Below are 16,378 nucleotides of genomic sequence, written 5' to 3'. Positions count from 1 at the left end.
AGACCTCACAGAATTGTCGCGGCTTTGGTGAGGAACCACAGGATCACCACCACCAGCAGCGCGCCGACCCCGACCACGGCCCCGAGGTCCTTCCAGGTTTTGCGCTGGTTCTGCACGTCGGCGTAGACCGTGAGCGAATGCCAGGCCACGCCCAGAAAGGCGAGGGTGGCGATCAACAGGCCGAGCAGGATGCCGCCGTCGTAGGCGTAGTTCTTGATAGTATCGATCAGCCCCGAACCCTCGCCGCGAGAGGGGGCTTCCATAGTCGGTAGGTCGGCCATGGCGAACGTCGAACTCAGCAAAACTAGACCGCCGAACAGGGCTTTGGAACAGGTATTCCCCAGCAGGAGAAACGGGCGAAGGCAGTGGCGGAAGAGTTTCATGGCAAGGTCTCCGGGTTACGACAGCATGAAAAACATCAGTACGATCAGGACGAGGGCCAAGCGCAGTGTGCTGCCGCCGAGACTGCCAAAATTGAGGTTGCCGGCCGCCCAGCCGCGGTAGCCGGTCCACAGGGCCCAGGCGCACCAGAGCAATGCGAGCACTAGCACCGATGAGCGCCAGAGCACTGAACTGAGCTGCGGGGTGAACCCGGCCACGGCAGAGAACGCGCTGAGTTGGGCATCAGTCATGCTCATCAGAAGTGCTCGAGTGGTGCGCGTCAGCACGATAATCACCAGCCAGTTCGACCAGATCGGCCGGCTGCGCACGTGAGGGCGATCGGTAGTTGCTGATACCGTGCCGGATGCGCTCCAAGTCCGCCGTTAACCTGGGGTAGTCGAAGCGATAACGAACTTGGTCATTGCCTGTAGCGCTGCTACGTGCTCGATCGGCCAACAGTTCGATGGCATTGATCTGCCGTTGCATCAGGCCGAGATCCGAGCGCTCGCGCTCGTCCTGAGCGGCGGCCGTGAGCGCAACCAAGCAGGTTATGAGTAAGGGATAGGGAGAAAGCATCATGGCGAAATCCAGCTGAGTAACTGGTGTTCACCTTGACCCGTTACGCTGGCATTGGCATGGGCTAAAGGGAATGCACAGCGTTCGATTTTAACGAACTGGCGCTTGGGTCCTCATGGGGTGCGCTTGCTTTACAGCGGAGTCTTGAAGGTATGGAGTTGCTAGAGGAGTAGATTGCCGCTTCGAATCCATTGAACCGGTTGCAAATGGTTCTCCGGACCCGAAGCGTACAAAGCGGTGAACTAGGTCAGCGCAGCAGACGTTAGCATCAAATTGGATCTGCCCAGCCACGCATTATGCAAGTGGCTGCTCGCGGTTTTTAGCGGGAAGAGAATTCTTCTCGTCGCATGGTGGCTTGCATGAGTCTAATCAATCGCCATGGTCTCTATCACACTGGGCTGATGAGCTGACGGCTGCAATCAACGAAGCCAAACCCAGCCGTCACATTCAGGCGGCAGGGCGCCGATTGGCCTCGGAAGTAAGATGAGGTACCACCAGCGCCAATAGCGCTTCCACCCTCCAGGGCTTAGGTAAGAAGCTTATTCCTTCGGGGAGCGCGTCGTTTATTGCCGAATGATAACCACTGGTGACGATGATGCCTGCCCTCGGCAGTCTCGGACGAGCCAGGGCAGCGAGCTGGAGCCCCGAAGCTCGCCCGGGTGTGCGCACATCTGTCATGACTACGGCCCATGGCGGCTCTTGCTCAAGCAGGGCAATCCCTTCATCGGCAGTAGCCACTGCGGTTACCGTGGCGCCAAGGTCTTCCAGCATGAACGTAATCAGATCCCGAAGGGCTGGTTCGTCTTCAACCAGCAAGACAGCGGGAGATGATGCAGCGTTGTGTGCTGCAACAGTAGATAAATCAATCATCAAGGAACTCGCGAGATGCGCACGTCCGAAAAACCATCCATCCTTGATCCGCTAGCGGCATGGTGACGTGCGATATCACTACGACATCGTTGCCTCGGAGAAAATTCATTCAGGTAAGCTAATGACCGAATTTTGTAATCGCCTGACGGCAACAGCGGTCACCAACCGCCTTGGCGAGGTAGCGTCACTATCTTGTCGATCATCGTGGCGAGGTCTGAAATTGCCCACGGCTTCGCAAGAAACGTGTGATGAGGAGGAAGCTGTGAGGCATCAACAACTGCATCGCCTGACGTTATGATCACGGGTAGCGATGGCCATCTGCGCCAGATTTCCTGGGCTAGAGCAAGGCCGTCCAATTGTCCAGGCATATGGATATCCGTAACCACCAGCGCGGGCGTTTGATAATGAGCCAGCCGATGCAACGCCTCGTCAGCGCTTGCACAGACCACTATATTTACGGCGTAGAGTGACGAGAGGCTCTCGGCGGTGAGGTCTCGCAGTAAATCGTCGTCTTCTACAATCAGAATGCTTTTTGGCATAAGCGGTGTACTCGCTTCTCATATGCATTAGGGCACCCCGTGTTTTTTACGTTGCTCTGAAACGATGAGTGGAGCCCTTAGACGCTTGAATGGATTAGCGGCTATCGTAGGAAGGCGGTAAGCGAACCGTCTTTGCTCAGAAGGGAGTAGGGCGCGTTCCTGCACACTTCAAAGGGAACACTATGCAGCAGCTACCTACCGACGAAACCATTCGCACAGCCCTGAAGCGAACCCATGCTCGCTTGCACCGCCAACACGAACTGGTGGTCGAATTTGGGGTAATGTCGCTTCAGGCCACAGTCCTCGATCAGTTGCTGACGCGAGCCTGCGAAGTGGTTGCCGAAGGGATGAATACTCAGTATGCCAAGGTGCTGCAGCCTGAGCTGGATGGAGAGGGCTTCATCCTCTCGCATGGCGTTGGCTGGGACGCTTCGGACATAGGAAAAGCCACGGTTGGTGGCGATGAGGCCAGCCCGGCTGGGTATGCGATGGCCACCTACAGGCCAGTGCTGTCCAACCATTTGGGGATGGAGAACCGCTTTCGGACACCGGAACTGCTGAAACAGTATGGAATCGAGCGAGCGATCAACGTCCCGATTCGCGGCGTCCTTGGCCCGTTCGGTGTCCTTGAAGCAGACAGCAGTAACGGGGATGATTTCGTTGAAAGCGATCTGGTGTTCCTCGAAGGTATAGCCACCGTCATTTCACTCGCTGTAGAAAGAATCAACGCCGGCGTTGAGGCCACTCATCCCGATCCCTATTCCGAAACTATCTTGAACGCCAGCCCTGACTGGGTGGAGATCATGTCCCCTGGCGGTGAGATCGAGTTCATGAATGAGGCTGGGTTGACCTTCATGAATGCTCAGGCCTCAAACGTCGTCGGGCAGCGATGGCATGACCTATGGCCGGAGGAGTCCAGATCACTTGTCTGGGAGGCTCTGGGCAAGGTAGGGGCGGGGGAAACGATGCGGTTCGAGGCCTACTGCCCTGTTTCACCTGATGAACCCAAATGGTGGGATGTGACGGTCGCGCCGATCATGGGCGTAAACGGCCAGGTTGATCGAGTGATCGCCGTCTCGCGAGATATCACCGAGCGACATCAGTACGAAGCCCAACTGCTTTCACTTATTGAGGCACAGAATTCTAGGCAAAGCCGAAGCGACCTGTATCTCGAAGAAATCCATCATCGGGTCAAAAACAGCCTGCATCTGGTGAACACGCTATTGCTGTTGCAGGCAAACCTCGCACCCGATGCAGCCGTTAAACTGCAGCTTGAAACAGCAGCTGGCCGGGTAGTGACCATCGCCAGTGTCCACGAGCGCCTCTACCAGACTGCTGAAGATCAAGACGTGCGTGCTCCAGATTATCTCCATGCACTGCTGGGGGATCTGGGCAAGGCGTTGGCTGACCGAAGAATCCTGCTGGAGACAGATGATTTCGTCCTACCGCCGGAGCGGATGGCGCCATTGGGGCTGGTCATCTCTGAGCTGATCACCAATGCTCTCAAGTACGGAAAGGGCACGATTGACGTGCTCGTTAAACATGCCGGCGACCATGCGCTACTCACGGTGCGGGATGAGGGCGATGGCTTCCCCAACAATTATCCTAAGCCAACAGGTACAGGCCTGGGCATGCGCCTAGTCAAAAGCTACTCCGGCTACGGTGGCGCGGCAGTGAGCATTGATCGCCAAGACAGCAAAAGCTGCATTCATGTCCGTTTCAGGCTCTAGCCATCTCTAGCTTTCCCTCTTTGCCGATAGCACTTTGCCCTGCGGCAAGGGTCTCGTAAAACAAGCCGTGTTGAACGGCATTGATTTCGATAGCGCCTAGGGCGGGGGAGGGATGCGTGAAAATCGGCTGTCTGGGGTGGGGTTCACTGATTTGGAGGCCAGGCCAACTGCGCCTAGGCGGTGATTGGTCGGATGAAGGCCCAAGAGTACCCGTCGAGTTTTCAAGGGTGTCAGATGGTGGTGAGCTTGCTACTGCAATTTACCTGGGAGCTGAGCCGGTACGGGTATTCTGGGCAGCGCTGGCCACTCATTCGCTGGAACACGCCTACAACGAATTAGCTCACCGAGAGGGTGTCCCTACGCATCGCACGGATGGTATCGGTGTTCTGATGGTTCACGACGATGACGGCTATGACAGTCTCAATCGATGGGCGCTTAGCCAAGGGCTGGACGCGTTGATCTGGACGGCACTTCCGCCTCGCTTCATGAATTTGGAGAATCGCATACCCAATGCGCGTGAGGCGCTGATGTACCTGGAGTCGCTGGACACAATCACCCAAGAGCATGCCAGGCAATACATAGAGAATGTGCCCGCGCAGATCGGCACCGCTTACCGACGGATGTTCGCAGAGCGTCTCGGATGGTAGGTCGACCCCTCCCCAAGGCGACGGGGGAGGGTGGAACTTCAGTTTTAGCGTTAACCGAGGAGTAACGAGCGATGCGTGTTTGGGGATGGCTGATGACTGCGGTGGGCTGCACAGGACTTCTCGTATCACTCATTTTGTTCGGTGCTGCAGTGTTCGGCGTACTAGACCAGCCTGGCCAAGCGGGTGTTTTAAGTCTGGTAGGCGGGGCCATATCGGCATTGTTGATTTTGGCCGGTGGACGCGTCCGGTTTAAAAGCAAACCGCTTCTGCCAATTGCGCTCTAGCAATCAGACGAGTAGGGAGCTGCCAAGGTGTGATTCACCCTGGCAGCGCACATGCCGGCTCAGCGATTTTCGCTGTTGCGGCCTCCACCATGACTGTTTTGCCCGCCTTTGCGCCCAACCTCGGAAGCCCGCTCCCGGTCGTTGGCGAAATTGCCACCCGACGACTGACCCCCTTTACGACCTGCTTCGGACGCCTTCTCGCGGTCATTGGCAAAATTGCCGGAGTTGGTTTGCGAAGTCCCACCTTGATTGCCGCGATTACCTTGATTGTTAGCCATGATCTTTCACCTCATGTGGCACACAGGAAAGTCTGTGTTCAACTCGGAGGGGTGAAAGCGGCTAGTTCGCTCCCCTGAGTTGGGTTTTGCCCGACGGGCTGCGCTAAGAAAAGGGCTCCCCTGTTAGTGGCGCGCTGACTCTTGGAATCCTAAGCGAACGCTTCAAGGGCGTGTCATTCGGCTGATCCACTGAACTGGCGCCTGTTTGGCTACCTCGTAATTGAACACCGTCATAACCGAGATTCGGCGCATGGACGACACGAGTTTGGCATTCATGATTTTCTCGGCTGATCATCCAGAGGTACTCGCCCAAGTGCGGGCCTTGAGCGAAGCGGAAGCGTTGGAAGCTGGAGAGCCGTTGTCGGCCTTGAGGGACACCATGGTTGTCCAGAACCTCACGGCTGAAGCTAACAAGCGAGGCGTCTCCCTCGATAACCTGGTTCAGTCCTTGATCCGCAGGCACGACGTGGAGGAGGATCCGAGCGTTCCAGGCTTGGAAAAGTACAACCGCATGCGTGATTTTCACGCCTCACCGGAACCATCGGGTGCGGAGAAATCCCCAAAACGTTCGAAGCGTTCATCCGCTCACGCCTTGCAATTTTGCGTTCAAAAACACGATGCCACTCGACTGCACTACGACTTCCGCCTGGAACTCGACGGCACGCTCAAGAGCTGGGCGATTCCCAAGGGCCCATGCCTGGATCCGAAGGTGAAGCGGCTTTCGGTGCATGTTGAAGATCACCCGCTTGATTACGCCTCCTTCGAAGGCACGATTCCGGAAGGGCACTATGGTGCCGGGGATGTCATCGTCTGGGATCGTGGAGTATGGCTTCCTCAAGGCGACCCGGCTGAGGCCTACAAGAAAGGTCGTATGAAGTTCGAGCTGCAGGGTGAGAAGCTCTCCGGCCTGTGGAACCTTGTCCGGACGAACATCGAGGGTAAACAGGAGCAGTGGTTTCTGATCAAGCATCAGGACGAGGTCGCCAAGCCGCTGGCTGATTTCGACGTAGTGGTCGAGATGCCCAATAGTGTCCTCAGTGACCGTACCATCATCCCCAAGAAGCGCGGTCGGGAGACGGCATCGTCATCCAAGCCCAAATCTTCCACTACCGTCACGGCGCCGAGCACTGAGGGGGCTGTGGCTGCAGCACTGCCAGAGAAGCTCTCTCCGCAGCTAGCGACCCTGGTCGACTCCAGCCCTCGAAGCGAAGAGTGGCGCTACGAAATCAAGTTCGATGGTTACCGCATGCTGTGCCGCGTCGATGGAGATGACCTCCGGCTATTCACTCGCAATGGTCATGATTGGACTGCAAAGTTACCCAAGCAGGCGGCTGCAATCGCCTCGCTCGGGCTTGAATCAGCTTGGCTGGACGGCGAGATCGTCATCCCGGATGAAAACGGCGTGCCCAATTTCCAGCTGCTACAGAATGCATTCGACGCCGGTAAGAGCCAGGGTATCGTCTACTACCTGTTCGACCTGCCATACCTCAATGGCGCCGATCTTCGACAGGTGCCGGTTGAGAGCCGTCGGGCGCTGCTGAAGCAGCTTCTCGCTGACTCGACCGAGCCGCTGCTGAGGTTCTCCGAAGACTTCACCGAAGACGTCGACGCTTTGATGAACAGTGCCTGCCAGATGCGTATGGAGGGGCTCATCGGCAAACGCTTGGGCAGTCCTTACGTATCGCGCCGCAGCGATACATGGATCAAGCTCAAGTGCAAACATCGCCAGGAGTTCGTCATTGTCGGCTACACCGACCCGAAAGGTGCGAGGAGCGGCTTCGGGGCTCTCGTCTTGGCCCTCACTGACGAAGACAGCGGAAAGCTGCGATACGCCGGCAAGGTCGGCACTGGCTTTACCGAGTCGACCCTCGCCACCATCCTGGAAACGCTATTGCCGCTGGAGCAGAGACAGGTGCCGGTGATGAACCCACCGAAAGGTGTCGACGGCAAAGGCATTCACTGGTTGCAGCCGACCCTGCTGGCCGAGGTCACCTTCGCTGAGATCACCTCGGACGGTGTGGTCAGGCACGCGGTGTTCCAGGGTGTCCGAACGGACAAGCCTGTCCAGGACATTACGGAGGAGAAGCCGGCGCCTGCGCAGAAGGAGCGAAGGTCAGTCAAGGCGAAATCGGACGACAAGGGCTCCGCTACCAAGGTTCGGATCACCCACCCGGAGCGTGTGATTGATCCCACCAGCGGCCTCACCAAACGAGACCTGGCCGAATACTACGCGCAGGTCTCACCTTGGCTTCTGCCTCACCTGAAAAACCGGCCCATCGCTCTAGTCAGGGCGCCCGAAGGGATTAGCGGAGATCTGTTTTTCCAGAAGAACGCTGACCGTCTGGCCATCCCGAATATCACCATGGTGCCCAAGGCCGAGGCCGGCAAAGCGGGCATGGTCATCAACAGCGTCGAGGCCCTAGTCGGTGCAGTGCAGATGAGCTCCATCGAACTGCACTCCTGGAACGGCACGACCGAACATATCGAGCAGCCAGACCGCTTCGTGCTGGATCTCGATCCGGATCCGGCACTGCCTTGGAAGGCTATGGTCGAAGCCACTCAGCTGACGTTGGTTGTTCTCGATGAATTGGGCCTGCATTCGTTTCTTAAAACCAGTGGCGGCAAGGGCATCCACATCATGGTGCCGCTCACCCCTAAAGCTTCTTGGGAAGAAGTGAAGGACTTCAGCCAAGCCATCGTGAAGTACATCGCCAAGCTGATCCCGGATCGGTTCTCCGCCGTGTTAGGCCCAAAGAATCGTATCGGCAAGATCTTCATCGACTACCTGCGCAACGGGAAAGGGGCGACTACCGCCAATGTTTTCTCTGTCAGGGCCAGGGAGGGGCTGCCGGTATCGGTGCCGATCTTCAGGGAGGAGATCGGCGAGCTGCAGTCGGCGGCCAAGTGGAACATTAAGAGTGTTCAGAAGCGGCTGGATGAACTGGGTGGTGATGATCCCTGGGAGGGTATGGATAACGCCTCACAGCTGATCACGCTGGAGATGAAACGCATAATCGGAATGAAATCTTAGCCCCCGACAAGGCTCAGTGTAATGCAGGGCCCGCAGTCTTATAAAAATCGTAAGGGAGTACCATGCCAGGACAGAACAAAGACCAAGCCGAGCTCCTGATAGCCGAGGTACTGGCAGCAGCATGCCTGGTGGCTGAGGGAAATGCTGCCTCTAAGCAAGACCGGCACCTCGTAAGGCGGCTGAGGCAACAGGCCGATGAGGCTCTGTGTCTACAGCAGATATCTGTCTATGCAGAGGTGGGCGCAATCCAAGAAATGCAGTTCACGAGTGCCGATGATCATGATTTCGATCTCGTTGACCTTCGAAAAATAGTGATGAGAAAACGTGGACGACAGGTAGTGCTTGATCTGACCCGGCTCCGCTCCCTCGCAGGGATTCTTCGCGTGGATAAGTGGGCCAAGTCGGCGCTCAGAAGCAATCTTTCTAAGGCCTTCAAACTCCTTGGTCAGCCTGCGCTGTGCTGAGGCCACCCTCTGTCAATTTGCAACTCGTCACATGTCGTCATAATGCCAAGGCATTATCTGCTAGCCGGTGATTGCGTTGCCGCTTCGCTGCGCTATCGTGAAGGCACCCCACATATAAGACTAAAGTCGTAGGAGGGCGGCATGCGAATTCGCGGTGATGTTTTCTGGAACTGGGCAGACCCAACGCTTCATCACAGGTCTCACGACGAGACACTTGACGACGGTACGACCATGGACATCCAGGTGCGACTGTCGCGCACGGGCAACACCCAATTGTTTATCGGGGTATATGCCGGGACGGGCATGGCGCTTCATGAAGAAGCCTTCGACTCGCGGCCAGGTGAATCGATGACAAGGTCGTTGGCTTGGGGTGTGGGGCGAGCACGATGCCTTGCAACCAATCAGCAAGCTGCTGAACGGCAGGTCGCGTAAGGCTCGGGTGGAAGAGGTGGTGGCGGCAACCTAATGGTCGCCACCCAGATGATTCCAGTCGCTATACGCCGACTTCAGCACTTGTGGAAGGCGGGGAAGCTCACGTCTGATCTCGCTCAACGCTTCAGGGCTTCGAATCCACTCCGTGAGCCAGGCGATCAGCATCGGTCGAGTAGTGGGGCAGGGTGCTACTTGCCGTTCAAGCTCGTCGGCTACCTGGGTAAGAAGCACTAAGTGCGCATCAAGCTTTGCTATCTGATTTGCCATGGGCATCCACCTCTTTCACCTTCTGGCGGGAGCTTGCTCAACTGCACTCCATCCCAATCTCAGCCAAGGCTCGTCCTCTGCCTGTGCCCCATACCATCGCCCGCGTAACTGTCTCGCCAGGCCGCTTGGCATAGGCTTCTTCAATCCGGGCAAGGCCAGAGCGCTCATAAATCCCAATGAACAACTGTGTGTCGCCGGTGCGGGAAAGCCTCCCTTGGACATCCAGTCTCGCTCCGTCCACGAGCATTTCTTCATGGGAATGGTGCTGCAGGCTCGGATCGGCCCAAGCCCAAAATACTGTTCCACGATGTCGCATCCTTGCCTCCTGATTACATCTCCATCAGGAACAGCCTAGCCCGTTTCGTCTGTATCGGGGCTCTCAATCATCTCGGGGCATTTCAAGGTCGTAGCAGCTACCAGTTGCCTTGATGCTTTCACAGAGCCGGACTAATACTAAAGGACTGCTACGAAGAGGGATGGTCATGCAGACACGCTTTGTTGTAATCCCCGCCATGCCACAAGAGAAAGAGCAATTTCCTCGGCGTATTGGCGTCCCGGCTGCCCTAGGTGCTGGGTACGATCTCTATGATACCCATGGCAAAACACGGCTAGCTTTCAACTATCCTACGCGGGCTGAGGCCGAGTACGAATGTGCAAGTCGGAATAATCAGGAAGGTGCAGGTGGTGGCTGCTTGGTAGGGCAAGGCTAGGATCCGCTCAACCAGTTAAATTGGCCTGCTGTTGCCATGCCTGGGGCGTCGTTCCTTCGGATCTCATAAACGTCCGGCAGAAATGTGGCTGATCGTAGAAGCCGCACTCAAGGGCGATCTCTGCGAGCATCATCGTCGATGCCTCCAGCAGTTCTTTACTCTTCCTGAGCCGCTGCTCACGCAACCACTGTTGCGGAGAGACCTGAGTGGATTCTTTGAACATTCGCGAGAAATGACTCCGTGACAGACCGCATGCTTCGGCAAGTGCGGTGACAGATATACCGGTATCCAGATGATCCAGCATCATCTGCTTGGCCGTGGTGACTTGCCAGGGTTTGAGCCGCCCCGTCGACTGAATTGCGACGGTGGCTATAACGATGCCGTTAGCACTGTTCATGGGGATCAATTCATCCTGAAAAACCTGCAGATAGTTTGATCCGGGCAGCACGGTTCGCTGAAGCCTCTTCTGAGGCTTCAGGACGTTCCCGTCACGATTGGTAGCCCGGATTGTGCCAGCCCCCGATTGTTGGTCAGAAACCAAGGCTGGGCCGATGCCTCAGATAGATGCGGCCACAGGTGCCAGGGTGGGGCCGTGCTGAACGCGCTCTGGCGCTTTGTGCACCATGGTGTAGGCGTAGTCGACGCCCATGCCGTAGGCACCCGAATGCTCTTTGACCAGTTCCATGACCGCATCGTGTCGCGGTTTTTCCAGTCGCGCTGCCACTCCAGCAGCACCTGTTGCCAGGTCACCGGCACCACACCGGCCTGGATCATGCGCTGCAAGGCGTAGTCGTGTGCTTCCTTGGTCGTGCCACCGGAAGCGTCGGCAACCATGTAGATCTCATAGCCTGCATCATGCATGGCGGACAGTGCAAAGGTGGTGTTGCAGACCTCAGTCCACAGACCCGAAACGATGATCTTGTTTCGACCGTTCTTCTTCAGCGCGTCGCGAACCTTCTGATCGTCCCAGGAGTTCATGGAGGTGCGCTCCAGCAACGGCGCATCAGGGAATACCGCGAGCAGTTCGGGATACGTATGCCCGGAGAAACTCTCGGTTTCTACAGTGGTGAACACGGTGGGCACATTGAAGATCTTGGCTGCTTTGGCCAGGCCTACGGTGTTGTTCTTCAGCGTCTGCCGGTCAATGCTCTGCACGCCAAAGGCCATTTGCGGTTGCTGATCGATGAAGATCAGTTGGCTGTTGAGCGGGGTCAGGACTTCAGTGTGTGGATGGCTCATTGTTCTTCCCTTTGTTGAACGGTGGCGAGAGTTTCCTCGGCGAGTCGTCGCCGAGTGCCAGCACAAGATAGCGAAACACTCAGCGAAACGGTGGCGCACTTTTGCGCTCTTGAGGGCGTATTAATGCGCCGCTGGTAGTGTCCAATCCGGTGCTAGGATCTCGGCCAGTCGGATCACTTCGATCCATTTTTCGCCAAGGAGAATCCAATGGCCGCTTCACGACCTTTCAACGACGACACCGCCTACTGGGGCGTTTCATGGGAAGAGGGCTACGGCTATCCGCAGGCGCGGCGAGTCGGGAACGAGATCTTCATCTCGGGACAGTTCAACCATGACGAAGAAGGCAACCTGGTAGCGCCGGCGCCACTGGATGCTGACGGTCGCCCGAGCGATTTCTCGTCAATGGGTGAACAGATGCGGGTTTCCTACGACAACATTGCCAAGTTGCTCGCCCTGTATGGCGCCACGATGCAGGATGTCGTTGAGGAAACGCTGTATGTGCTGGACATGGACGCTGCTTTTGCCGTCGTCGGCAAGGTGCGTAAGGCAGCCTACGGCACAGAACGCCCGCAGGCGGCCAGCAATATCATCGGTGTATCGCGGCTTGCCCAACGTCCCCAGCTGATCGAGATCGTGTGCCGTGCTGTGATCGGCGCCCAATCCAAGTGACCGGCGCTCCCGGTTTCAACTAGTAAGCCGGGATGGTCTGCTGACCTTCGACCAGCGGTTTGAGGTCGGCCACGGCAGCCGCGCAAAACGTCATGAATGCTTTCACTCGCCAAGACTTCCTGATGTCCTGGTGAGTAAGCAGCCACAGCTCATCCTGAAGCTCCTGCACCACTGGGCCGGCCCTAACCAACCCTGGGGTGATGTCCCCCAGCATGCAGGGGAGGAAGCCAAAACCGAGGCCTGCCGCAATAGCAGCGCTGGCTGCCGCCACAGAATCGGTGCGGTAAGAAATGTGCTCCGGGGGCACCCGACATTCGACGTAGCTCGTTGCCTTCAACCCGCACAGGCCTCCTGAGTAGGACACCCACGACTGCCCCTCAGCGAAGGGATCGGCACTCGCCGCCTGCTTGACGCTGCCATATGGCGCCCAAGCAATGTTGGCGAGCTTGCGACCTACAAGGGTATCTGCGGGTTTTTTCGTTGCGCGTACCGCGATGTCAGATTCATCCCGGGCCAGGCTCAACGTCTGGTTGCCGACCAACACTTCAATCGTGATCCCCTCATTGAGGGCTTTGAAGTCCGCGATGATCGGCGTGAGAAAGTACAGCAGCAGCGAGTCGCTGGTGGTGATTCGCAGTTTCCCCAGCGGGCCTTGTCCGGCACGAGAAACCCTGCGAGTAACACTGACGATGTCCAGTTCAACGCGCTCTGCCAAGGCACGGAGCTCTGCACCTTCGGCTGTCAACAGATACCCCGCCTTGCGATGATCGAACAGCGCGACGCCAAGCGTCTTCTCCACCTGCGCGACCCGGCGCGAGACCGTGGAGACATTGATGCCGAGCTTCTTGGCCGTGGCGGCGCGGTTGCTACAGTCACTCAACGTTTTGATGATCCGCAAGTCGTCCCAAGACAGCTGGCTGACCGCTTCGCCGACATCCCACTTTGGGCCGTTAGCAGTTGCAGGGATGGGGTTGGCACTTCCAGGTGACGGCTTCACTAAAATCATTCCATCTTAGGTTAAGTAATGATACGAGAAGCGAAAGGGTCAACCAAGGTAGTGTTCGTCGCGAAGCCCTCACTAAGGTGCTGATGTACTGTTGCCGCTAGAACGAGGTATTGCACCTCGAACAGAGGCTCAACTTTTTGAAGGCAAAAGAAAGCCCGCTGCTAGGCGGGCAAGTACTATCACGTAGGCATAGCCTAAGTGTGGCTGATCCGTTGTGAAAATTGGGTGAAGGAAAAGTCCTCACGATGTGACCGGCGTGGAGTTTGAATGGTGATGACCAATAGAGGTTGTCATGTTCAAGCGGAGTGCCCAACAGTCATGCGGGCATTCGAGCCAAGACGTATGTGCGCTTGGGTCGAGAGCGGATAGTTAAAGATATTTTTTGAAGGTTGTAGTCGTGATTGCCACCATCCACCCCAGCAACGCAGCGCACGGTAATAGCACCCAAATGGGATTCACTGAGGTGGGAAGGGAGAGGTAGATCACCCAAGGGCTTACCATCAACGGCAACAATGTCCGTTTCGCTCGGTGGTAGACAAAGCTGCTCTCGCGGTCGGCGCTGAATTTACGAAGATCGCGGCGCATCAAGCCATCGACGGCGCCGGTGATCACGGCGATCAGGAATAAGGGCATGGCCAGGGTGAGGACGGCCAGGCGCACGACGAAGGTGAAAACAGTAAATAAGGCGGCCAATAGGTAGTCCTGCAGCACGACATAGGCTCGAGCAAACTGGCCTTGTACTGACATTTCGTGACTCAGGAGCTTCAGCTGAGTATCTGATTGTGCCCAGCCAGAGCGGACCACGACCCAATCGCTCAGGTGCTGAAGGACTCTGGCGGTGGCTTGCGCGGGTTCCTCCACGAGCAGCGAGTTCTTGAAGTGATCGCTGAGCCACCCCAGCTCAGTGAGCCACATGGCATGGCTGTGATGCCAGCCTTGATCGGGCCAGAACCACAGCATGCCCACGAACTCCAGGACGATGGAGAAGATCAGCGAAGCGAACAGCAAACCGAGCAGCCGCCGACAAAGCTCAAGCGTGCCGAAGATGAGCCCCGAGCGTCGTGGTGCTGGAGGTGGGCTGGCTGGAGTGGTCGGCATAGGGGGCTCCACAGTAATCGCTGGCTTACGGCGCGTGCCTGCGCCCTGGTGGAGGCATCTCGGGATCGAAGTCGGCCGTGGGTGCACCTCCCGCGCTACTCCACCAACTTCCCGCGTTTGCACTGTACGACTCACGCATGCGCGCGGCTAAGGTCTGCAGATCCGCAGGCATCGCATCATCGCTAGCCGGCTTCGGTAGTGGCATGCGCACCTTCCACAATTGGCCGCCTTCCTGGAACGAGAACATCTGCCCCTTGGGCAAGGCGATGATGTGCGCCGGTTCGATCAGCGGTACCGCAGTGGTGGTGACGCGATCCTGCGAGGACGAGGTGAAGTCGGTATGGGCATCAGGATCGGCGGTGTCCGTCGCGCCGGAGACCAAGGTGCGTGTCTGCACGTTGACCTTGGGCAACTGATTGGTCAGCAGTTCTGCCGTGGCGGTTTCCCGTACGCGCAGCATCTGTAGGGTGTTGAAGTTGCCGATAACCTGGCCGGCCTTGGCCCGGTTGCCGATACGTGCCTCGATGTCGCTCAAGGTCTGGGTGTAGGCCGTGACCTGAATACCGGCACCACCGCCCTTGTTGATCAGCGGGATGAACTCGTCGCCCATCAGTTCGTTGAACTCGTCGGCGTGCAGGTTGATCGGCACCTTGTCCGCGGCGCTGGAGGAACCGGGCAGGCCGTGATCGATGCCGTGCTTGTAGATGTGGCCGGCAACGGAGACCAGGTCGGCGAACATCGAGTTGCCGACGGCGGCGGCCACTTCGGCATCGGACAGCGCATCCAGGCCCACATAGACGATGCCGCGTTTGCGGATGACCTGCAGCCAGTCGAAGATCGGCCGCGGATCGTCCAGGTCGGAATAGTTCGGGGCGAGCAGTTGCGCGGTCTTGCCGCTGGTGAGCTTTTCCAGCAGTGGCAGCAGTGAGGCCACGATCTTGTCGAAGTAGGTGCGGTCGTAGCGCACGGCCGAGCGCAGGCCGTCCATGACGGGGTCGAAAATGCGCTTGGCGGTCAGGTACTGCTCGATGGCAACGACGCGCTTTTCCCGGCCAACCATGTGCCGCGGGATGTTCTTCTCGTTCAAGCGGCCTTCGATCTGCACGATCGCTTCCCAGGCCAGTGGATCATGGCGGGCGAAGAAGTGCTGGGCGTACTCGATGAACAGCGCGTCGATGTTCACCACATGGCGCTGGATCTGCAGGTAGTCCGGACGGCGGCCGAGCTCGATCAGCGCCCGGGCGATGATGTTGACGAAACGCCAGGCGAACTCACGAAATGCCGCCGAGTTGCCCTCGCCACTTAGCTGGCCGGCAATCCGGGTGGCCACTTCCGAAATCCGCCCGAAGCGGCCGATGGCGTTGTAGCGCGCGGAGATCTCCGGCCAGCCCAGGTGGAACACATAGAACTCGTGCTCACGGCCAGCGCGCCGCGCCTCGACGTACATGCGCTTGAGCAGGTCGGCATCGCCCTTGGGGTCGAAGACAATGACCACTTCCCGGCTCGATCGATGGATGTCTTGGGTGATATACACCTCGGCCAGTCGCGTCTTGCCCACCCGTGTGGTGCCCAGCACCAGGGTATGGCCAACGCGCTCGCCGAGCGGCAGGCTGGCTTCCTGTTCCTTCGGTTCGACGCCGTGCAGCAATGGCGAGCCACCCACCGGTGGCAGCGGACGTACAGGGTTGAACGGGCTGTCCCAGGCGGTCAGGCGAGGCAGCTGCGACAGCCCCGGCGGAGCCTTCTCCAACAGCCGTTCCATCCGTCGCGCCCACTGGTGGGCAGCCGACTGGTTGACATAGCGGGCCAGCGCCGGGTCCTGAGCCTCGAGTAGGCGCTGGGTGTGCAGGCGAGTCCAGCGGAAGCCTCGGCCCATGAACAGACGCTTGCCGCTCACCGGGATCTGCCGGCTGGTCAGCGAGTAGCGTGGCAGGCGGCGGATATTGCGCCGGTAGCGCAGGACGATCCGCGCCTCATTGAGCCGCTTCAGGCCGAACGCGGTGTAGGCCAGCGCCATACCTGTCCCTACTTCGGGCGACAGTGCCACAGCCCAGGGCGAGTGCAGGCACAGCGCACCGGCGCCGGCGCAGATGCCCACGGTGTACAGCTCCACCGCTGGGCGCAGCAAGGATTCCATCGCATGTTCGCCCATGGAGT

At 58.1% G+C, this 16,378-nt stretch carries 17 protein-coding genes and 2 pseudogenes; 7 read left to right on the top strand and 12 right to left on the bottom strand.

Annotation, left to right across the window (positions count from 1 at the left end):
• Nucleotides 1-5: 5 nt before the first annotated feature.
• The 5 genes from ACLEJW_RS05490 to ACLEJW_RS05470 all read right to left on the bottom strand — a co-directional run bounded on the left by ACLEJW_RS05490 (nt 6) and on the right by ACLEJW_RS05470 (nt 2,366).
• Nucleotides 6-383, bottom strand: coding sequence for a TIGR03745 family integrating conjugative element membrane protein (locus ACLEJW_RS05490; protein WP_440777157.1), 378 nt, complete (start codon nt 381-383; stop codon nt 6-8).
• 15 nt (nt 384-398) lie between these two features.
• Nucleotides 399-638, bottom strand: a complete 240-nt coding sequence (locus tag ACLEJW_RS05485) for a TIGR03758 family integrating conjugative element protein (protein ID WP_440777156.1) — start codon at nt 636-638, stop codon at nt 399-401.
• A complete protein-coding gene (locus tag ACLEJW_RS05480; protein ID WP_440777211.1) occupies nt 625-957 on the bottom strand; it encodes an RAQPRD family integrative conjugative element protein in 333 nt (110 codons plus the stop codon). Before ACLEJW_RS05480 ends, ACLEJW_RS05485 begins: the two co-directional genes overlap by 14 nt.
• Nucleotides 958-1,404: 447 nt before the next feature.
• The gene (locus ACLEJW_RS05475; RefSeq protein WP_440777155.1) at nt 1,405-1,827 is read right to left on the bottom strand and encodes a response regulator; all 423 of its coding nucleotides are present in this window, start codon (nt 1,825-1,827) and stop codon (nt 1,405-1,407) included.
• 158 nt (nt 1,828-1,985) lie between these two features.
• Nucleotides 1,986-2,366: a response regulator gene (locus ACLEJW_RS05470; protein WP_440777154.1), complete on the bottom strand. Its 381-nt coding sequence runs from the start codon at nt 2,364-2,366 to the stop codon at nt 1,986-1,988.
• A 182-nt stretch (nt 2,367-2,548) separates the two neighbouring features.
• Here ACLEJW_RS05470 and ACLEJW_RS05465 point away from each other — a divergent pair, with 182 nt between their 5' ends.
• Both ACLEJW_RS05465 and ACLEJW_RS05460 read left to right on the top strand, forming a co-directional pair.
• Complete coding sequence (locus ACLEJW_RS05465; RefSeq protein ID WP_440777153.1) at nt 2,549-4,096, top strand: sensor histidine kinase; 1,548 nt, start codon at nt 2,549-2,551, stop codon at nt 4,094-4,096.
• 116 nt (nt 4,097-4,212) lie between these two features.
• Entirely contained in the window at nt 4,213-4,743 is a 531-nt protein-coding gene (locus ACLEJW_RS05460) for a hypothetical protein (protein ID WP_440777152.1), read from the top strand.
• A gap of 343 nt (nt 4,744-5,086) precedes the next feature.
• Here the strand turns inward: ACLEJW_RS05460 and ACLEJW_RS05455 are convergent.
• A pseudogene (locus ACLEJW_RS05455) lies at nt 5,087-5,281 on the bottom strand (general stress protein); the annotation flags it as partial.
• 274 nt (nt 5,282-5,555) lie between these two features.
• On the opposite strand from ACLEJW_RS05455, the gene ligD reads away from it, so the two are divergent.
• The 3 genes from ligD to ACLEJW_RS05440 all read left to right on the top strand — a co-directional run bounded on the left by ligD (nt 5,556) and on the right by ACLEJW_RS05440 (nt 9,232).
• Complete coding sequence (ligD, locus tag ACLEJW_RS05450; RefSeq protein ID WP_440777151.1) at nt 5,556-8,336, top strand: DNA ligase D; 2,781 nt, start codon at nt 5,556-5,558, stop codon at nt 8,334-8,336.
• Between the two features lie 62 nt (nt 8,337-8,398).
• Nucleotides 8,399-8,800, top strand: a complete 402-nt coding sequence (locus ACLEJW_RS05445) for a hypothetical protein (protein WP_440777150.1) — start codon at nt 8,399-8,401, stop codon at nt 8,798-8,800.
• A 141-nt stretch (nt 8,801-8,941) separates the two neighbouring features.
• Nucleotides 8,942-9,232 carry a hypothetical protein gene (locus tag ACLEJW_RS05440; protein WP_409287291.1) on the top strand — a complete coding sequence of 97 codons (291 nt, stop codon included), beginning with the start codon at nt 8,942-8,944 and terminating at the stop codon, nt 9,230-9,232.
• Nucleotides 9,233-9,536: 304 nt separating this feature from the next.
• On the opposite strand, the gene ACLEJW_RS05435 is transcribed toward ACLEJW_RS05440, so the two are convergent.
• Nucleotides 9,537-9,815, bottom strand: a complete 279-nt coding sequence (locus ACLEJW_RS05435) for a hypothetical protein (protein WP_440777149.1) — start codon at nt 9,813-9,815, stop codon at nt 9,537-9,539.
• A 160-nt stretch (nt 9,816-9,975) separates the two neighbouring features.
• On the opposite strand from ACLEJW_RS05435, the gene ACLEJW_RS05430 reads away from it, so the two are divergent.
• Nucleotides 9,976-10,209, top strand: coding sequence for a hypothetical protein (locus ACLEJW_RS05430; protein ID WP_440777148.1), 234 nt, complete (start codon nt 9,976-9,978; stop codon nt 10,207-10,209).
• Nucleotides 10,210-10,216: 7 nt separating this feature from the next.
• On the opposite strand, the gene ACLEJW_RS05425 is transcribed toward ACLEJW_RS05430, so the two are convergent.
• Complete coding sequence (locus ACLEJW_RS05425) at nt 10,217-10,606, bottom strand: helix-turn-helix domain-containing protein (RefSeq protein ID WP_440777147.1); 390 nt, start codon at nt 10,604-10,606, stop codon at nt 10,217-10,219.
• A 159-nt stretch (nt 10,607-10,765) separates the two neighbouring features.
• Nucleotides 10,766-11,448, bottom strand: a pseudogene (locus ACLEJW_RS05420) (hydrolase).
• 207 nt (nt 11,449-11,655) lie between these two features.
• On the opposite strand from ACLEJW_RS05420, the gene ACLEJW_RS05415 reads away from it, so the two are divergent.
• On the top strand, nt 11,656-12,117 hold the full coding sequence (locus ACLEJW_RS05415; RefSeq protein WP_196175772.1) for a RidA family protein: 462 nt from the start codon (nt 11,656-11,658) through the stop codon (nt 12,115-12,117).
• A 19-nt stretch (nt 12,118-12,136) separates the two neighbouring features.
• Here the strand turns inward: ACLEJW_RS05415 and ACLEJW_RS05410 are convergent, their stop codons facing one another.
• From ACLEJW_RS05410 to traD, 3 genes are all read right to left on the bottom strand, one after another.
• On the bottom strand, nt 12,137-13,123 hold the full coding sequence (locus ACLEJW_RS05410) for a LysR family transcriptional regulator (protein ID WP_440777146.1): 987 nt from the start codon (nt 13,121-13,123) through the stop codon (nt 12,137-12,139).
• Nucleotides 13,124-13,492: 369 nt separating this feature from the next.
• The gene (locus ACLEJW_RS05405) at nt 13,493-14,221 is read right to left on the bottom strand and encodes a TIGR03747 family integrating conjugative element membrane protein (RefSeq protein ID WP_440777145.1); all 729 of its coding nucleotides are present in this window, start codon (nt 14,219-14,221) and stop codon (nt 13,493-13,495) included.
• A gap of 25 nt (nt 14,222-14,246) precedes the next feature.
• Complete coding sequence (gene traD / locus ACLEJW_RS05400; protein WP_440777144.1) at nt 14,247-16,373, bottom strand: type IV conjugative transfer system coupling protein TraD; 2,127 nt, start codon at nt 16,371-16,373, stop codon at nt 14,247-14,249.
• Nucleotides 16,374-16,378: the final 5 nt, after the last annotated feature.

The sequence above is a fragment of the Pseudomonas sp. SMSB3 genome (genome assembly GCF_052041965.1).
GTDB lineage: Bacteria > Pseudomonadota > Gammaproteobacteria > Pseudomonadales > Pseudomonadaceae > Aquipseudomonas.
Note: the sequence above shows the minus strand (reverse complement) of the source record. Positions and strands in the feature narration are given on the sequence as shown.

Coding starts and splice junctions, on each gene's coding strand:
- ACLEJW_RS05490 (WP_440777157.1), bottom strand. CDS start 383: ATGAAACTCTTCCGCCACTGCCTTCGCCCGTTTCTCCTGCTGGGGAAT.
- ACLEJW_RS05485 (WP_440777156.1), bottom strand. CDS start 638: ATGAGCATGACTGATGCCCAACTCAGCGCGTTCTCTGCCGTGGCCGGG.
- ACLEJW_RS05480 (WP_440777211.1), bottom strand. CDS start 957: ATGCTTTCTCCCTATCCCTTACTCATAACCTGCTTGGTTGCGCTCACG.
- ACLEJW_RS05475 (WP_440777155.1), bottom strand. CDS start 1,827: ATGATTGATTTATCTACTGTTGCAGCACACAACGCTGCATCATCTCCC.
- ACLEJW_RS05470 (WP_440777154.1), bottom strand. CDS start 2,366: ATGCCAAAAAGCATTCTGATTGTAGAAGACGACGATTTACTGCGAGAC.
- ACLEJW_RS05465 (WP_440777153.1), top strand. CDS start 2,549: ATGCAGCAGCTACCTACCGACGAAACCATTCGCACAGCCCTGAAGCGA.
- ligD (WP_440777151.1), top strand. CDS start 5,556: ATGGACGACACGAGTTTGGCATTCATGATTTTCTCGGCTGATCATCCA.
- ACLEJW_RS05445 (WP_440777150.1), top strand. CDS start 8,399: ATGCCAGGACAGAACAAAGACCAAGCCGAGCTCCTGATAGCCGAGGTA.
- ACLEJW_RS05440 (WP_409287291.1), top strand. CDS start 8,942: ATGCGAATTCGCGGTGATGTTTTCTGGAACTGGGCAGACCCAACGCTT.
- ACLEJW_RS05435 (WP_440777149.1), bottom strand. CDS start 9,815: ATGCGACATCGTGGAACAGTATTTTGGGCTTGGGCCGATCCGAGCCTG.
- ACLEJW_RS05430 (WP_440777148.1), top strand. CDS start 9,976: ATGGTCATGCAGACACGCTTTGTTGTAATCCCCGCCATGCCACAAGAG.
- ACLEJW_RS05425 (WP_440777147.1), bottom strand. CDS start 10,606: ATGAACAGTGCTAACGGCATCGTTATAGCCACCGTCGCAATTCAGTCG.
- ACLEJW_RS05415 (WP_196175772.1), top strand. CDS start 11,656: ATGGCCGCTTCACGACCTTTCAACGACGACACCGCCTACTGGGGCGTT.
- ACLEJW_RS05410 (WP_440777146.1), bottom strand. CDS start 13,123: ATGATTTTAGTGAAGCCGTCACCTGGAAGTGCCAACCCCATCCCTGCA.
- ACLEJW_RS05405 (WP_440777145.1), bottom strand. CDS start 14,221: ATGCCGACCACTCCAGCCAGCCCACCTCCAGCACCACGACGCTCGGGG.
- traD (WP_440777144.1), bottom strand. CDS start 16,373: ATGGGCGAACATGCGATGGAATCCTTGCTGCGCCCAGCGGTGGAGCTG.